Genomic DNA, 4,444 nt, shown 5'->3' with positions numbered 1-4,444 from the left:
GCCCCTATGGGGCCGTTTTGCAAACCCCACGTTCAACGTGGGGTTATGATTTATGATGTATGATAGAAGCGGTCAAGGCCGGGGGCGGTCCGCGTCATCCAACTGGCGGGCTACCTGCTGGGCCAACTGCACAAATTGCTTGAGCAGGGCATCCCCGACCGTTTTGGCACAGCAGATGCCGTATCGCAGCGGCGCAATGCCATCCAGCGGCAGATAGGTCAATTCGGGGTCCCCGGCGGCGGGCTGGGGCAAAATTGCACAACCGTACCCGGCCTGCACCAACATCCGTACCACCTGCGCGTTCTCGCTGATGTGGATACGTTCGGGGGAAAGATGCTGGGCAATGCGATTTTGCAGCGCGGTGGCCTGCGTCGGAATGGTGTAGGCGTTGCAGAGCACCAGTTCTTGGGCAAACAGCGTTTCCTCGTCAATGTGAGTGCGCTGGGTCAGCGGGTGGCCGTTGGGCACCACGCAGCACAACGGCACCTGACGCAGCGGCGTAAAGTGCAGCCCCTCCCGCACCGGCAGCCCATCCTCAAACCCGAATAGGACCTCCAACTCCCCTTGGAAAAACAGATTCAGCAGCGCCTGGTGGGGGAGAATCCGCAGATAGGGGTGAAAAGCCTCGATGGTATTGCGGCAGGTGCGCAGAAGCTCCCGCAGAAAACGCAGTTCTCCCTCACTTTCGCAGCCGATGCGCAGCACCTGTGTACCCACACTGCTGTGGTGCTGCATTCGGGCGGAAGCAATCCGCAGATGTTCCAGCATCTGTTTGGCGTGCTCCAAAAAGATGTTCCCTTCGGGGGTGAGCAGCACCGTGCGGGTGGTGCGGTAGAACAGCTTGGTGTTCAGTTCTTCCTCCAGCCCCTGAATCTGACGGGATACCGCCGACTGGGTCACGTTCAAAATTTCGGCGGCCCGGGCAAAGTTCAAGTTTTCTGCAATCTGAATAAAACTCTCTAATTGTTGCGTATTCAAAACCATACACCTCGGATTAATGCGTGTTTTACATGAATTGTACCATTTTTTCACTTCTTTTTCCAGAGAAAACATGGTTCAATAGAAAATAGGGTACCGTCGAATTTTGACAAATTTCGTCGAGTCCCTTCGCGCAATCGGCCGGCAAAGGCCGAGTTTTTCAACAAGAAAATTTCCAGTAGAAAGAACGAAAGAATCATCATGGCACAAACACAGCAAACCCAAGTTCCCCAAGGTCTGACCGCCGGTATCGACATCGGTTCCACCACCACCAAGGTGGCGGTCCTCGCACCGGACAACGGCGAGATTGTATATTCCGAATACCGGCGCCACCACGCCGACCAACTGCAAAGCGTTTTTCATGTGCTGGACACGTTGGAACAGCAGTTCCCCGGGCAGACCTTCCGGCTTTGCCTGACGGGGTCCGGCGCCAAACCCATTGCCGAAGCGCTGGACCTGCCCTTCGCACAGGAAGTGGCCGCCAACGCCGCCGCCCTGCGCCGCCGTTACCCCGCCGTGGGCAGCGCCATCGAGCTGGGCGGTCAGGACGCCAAGATGATCTTTTTCCAGACGGATCCCCAAACCGGCGCCCGCAGTGTGGCCGATATGCGGATGAACGGCAGTTGTGCCGGCGGCACCGGTGCTTTTATCGACGAGATCGCCTCGCTGCTCAAAGTCCCGGTGGAACAGTTCAATGCACTGGCCCAGCAGGGCCGCTGTGTCTACGATATTTCGGGCCGCTGCGGCGTCTATGCCAAGACAGACATTCAGCCGCTGCTCAATCAGGGGGTGGCCAAGGCGGATCTGGCCCTGTCGGCCTTCCATGCCATTGCCAAACAGACCATCGGCGGTCTGGCGCAGGGCCTGACCATCACCAAGCCGGTGGTGTTTGAGGGCGGTCCTCTGACCTTCAACCCGGTGTTGGTGCAGGTTTTTGCCCAGCGTTTGGAACTGGCCGAGGACGAGATTTTGCTGCCGGAACATCCCGAGCTGATGGTGGCCTGCGGGGCCGCCGTCTGTGCCGAAACGATGTTCCGGGGGGACTGCGTACCGGCTTTGCCTGCCGACCTGCGCCGGCGGCTGCAAGCCAATGCCCCCAAGGCAGAAGTCACGGCGGCATCCCGGCCTTTCTTTGCCGACGAGGTGGAAGAACAAGCATTTTTGGTGCGGCACCGTACTCGTACACTGACCCCCTACCAGCCCAAGGCAGGGGAAACCATCGACGCCTTTTTGGGCATCGACTCGGGCAGTACCACCACCAAGTTTGTGCTGATGGATGATCGGGGCAAGCTGCTGGATTCCTTCTACGCGCCCAACGCCGGCGAACCCCTGCTGGTGGCCAAGCGGGCGCTGCTGGCCCTGCGGGACCGGTACCGGGCGGCAGGCGCCACATTGAACATTCTGGCGGCGGGCACCACCGGCTACGGCGAGATGCTGTTCGCCAAGGCCTTTGGCGCTGAATACCACACCGTGGAGACGGTGGCCCATGCCCGGGCGGCCAAGGAATATGTGCAGGATGCTACCTTCCTGCTGGACATTGGCGGGCAGGACATGAAGGCCATGTGGCTGGACCACGGCATCATCACCAACATCGTGGTCAACGAAGCCTGTTCCTCGGGCTGTGGTTCCTTTTTGGAAAACTTCGCGGCCTCGCTGGGCATCCCCACCAAGGAAATCGCCGATGCTGCTTTTGCCTCGGAACATCCGGCGGTGCTGGGCAGCCGCTGCACGGTTTTCATGAACAGCAGCATCATCACCGAGCAGCGCAACGGCAAGAGCGCGCAGGACATTATGGCGGGGCTCTGCCGTTCCATCATCGAAAACGTCTTTACCAAGGTCATCCGGCTGTCCAATTTGGACTCGCTGGGGGACCGCATCGTGGTGCAGGGCGGCACCTTTGAGAACAACGCCGTCCTCCGCGCTTTGGAGGAATATACCGGGCGGCAGGTCATCCGGGCGCCCTATCCCGGCTTGATGGGGGCCATCGGCATGGCGCTGCTCACCCGGGAGCGCTACCATGCGAACCCCCAGAACCAGACCTTCTTGGGGCTGGACGCGCTGGAAGCATTCCAGTACCATCAGGAGGAAAACGCCCCCTGTCCCTTCTGCACCAACCACTGCAAGCGCACGATTCTGCGCTTCTCCAACGGCAACTCTTGGATCACCAACAACCGCTGCGAGCGGGGCGAGATTCTGGGCGACCCCAAGGATGCGGCGGTGCAAAAGCAGCTTAAAGCCCAGCGGGAAAAGGCGGGCGCTGTGCCCAACCTCTACCGCGAACGGGAAAAGCTGCTGCTGCGGGACTATCCTTGTCCTCATCCCACCAAGGACCGGGGCATCACCATCGGCATACCCCGGGTGCTGTCCTTCTGGGATACCCTGCCGTTCTGGAGCACCCTGCTGCGGGCGCTGGGCTTCCGGGTCCAACTGTCGGACCGCAGCACCCGCAAACTGTACGAGAGCGGCATCTCCGCCGTTACATCGGATACGGTCTGCTTCCCGGCCAAGCTGGTCCACGGTCATATCCGCAATCTGGTGGAAAAAAAGGTGGACCGCATCTTTATGCCGGTGGTCACCACCGTTCCGTCGGAAAACCCCGAAAAAACCAGCCGCTCGATGTGCGCGGTGGTCAAGGGGTATCCGCTGGTCATCGGCAACTCGGACGACCCCGCCAAACAGTGGGGCATCCCCTACGATGCGCCGGTCTTCCACTGGTACACCGAGGCCGACCGGGAAAAACAGCTCGTCCACTATTTTGCAGAGATCTTCGGCTTTTCGGCCGGGGAAACCAAGCGAGCCTTGCGGGCCGCGGTGGACGCCGAGCGGGCTTTCCGCACCACCTTGCAGGCCCGGGGCCGGGAAGTACTGGACCAAGTCACCAAAGAAAATCGCTTTGCGGTGGTGTTGGCCTCCCGCCCCTACCAGAACGATGCGCTGGTCAACCACGAACTGCCTGAACTGTTTGCCGGCATGGGCATCCCGGTGCTGACCGCCGACGCGGTGCCCGGGGTGGAGGATGTGGACCTGAGCATGAGCCGGCTGGACATCGTCAACAACTTCCATGCCCGCATGCTGTCCAGCGCCATTTTGGCCGCCCAAAATCCCCATCTGGAGTATGTCCAGCTTGTCAGCTTTGGCTGCGGCCACGACGCCTATCTCTCCGATGAGATCCTCCGCCTGATGAAGGAAGTCTCGGGCAAGATCCCGCTGATCCTCAAGGTGGACGAAAGCGATGTGCAGGGACCGCTGCGCATCCGGGTGCGCTCCTTCCTCGAGACGGTGGCCATGCGCCGTGCCCAGCAAAAGACGCCCCCCGTGCCCCAACCGCTGCGGGACCCCTACCCGGTGAAATTCCAGAAGACCGACCGGCAAAAGACCGTGCTGGTGCCCAACACCTCCCACGCTTTCTGCCGGCTGCTGTCGGCGGTGTTCTGTGCGCAGGGCATCCGGGCGGTGCCGCTGGCTG

The 4,444-nt window shown here is 60.7% G+C and carries 2 protein-coding genes; one reads left to right on the top strand and one right to left on the bottom strand.

The window, feature by feature from the left end:
* Positions 1–72: 72 nt before the first annotated feature.
* The gene (locus Q0526_RS13070) at positions 73–978 is read right to left on the bottom strand and encodes a LysR family transcriptional regulator (protein WP_298734365.1); all 906 of its coding nucleotides are present in this window, start codon (positions 976–978) and stop codon (positions 73–75) included.
* 201 nt (positions 979–1,179) lie between these two features.
* On the opposite strand from Q0526_RS13070, the gene Q0526_RS13065 reads away from it, so the two are divergent.
* Positions 1,180–4,444, top strand: a 3,265-nt coding sequence (locus Q0526_RS13065) for an acyl-CoA dehydratase activase (RefSeq protein WP_298734361.1), incomplete at its 3' end; no start/stop codon positions are given.

Source organism: uncultured Subdoligranulum sp., assembly GCF_937890665.1.
This window is presented reverse-complemented; position numbering and strand designations above follow the sequence as displayed.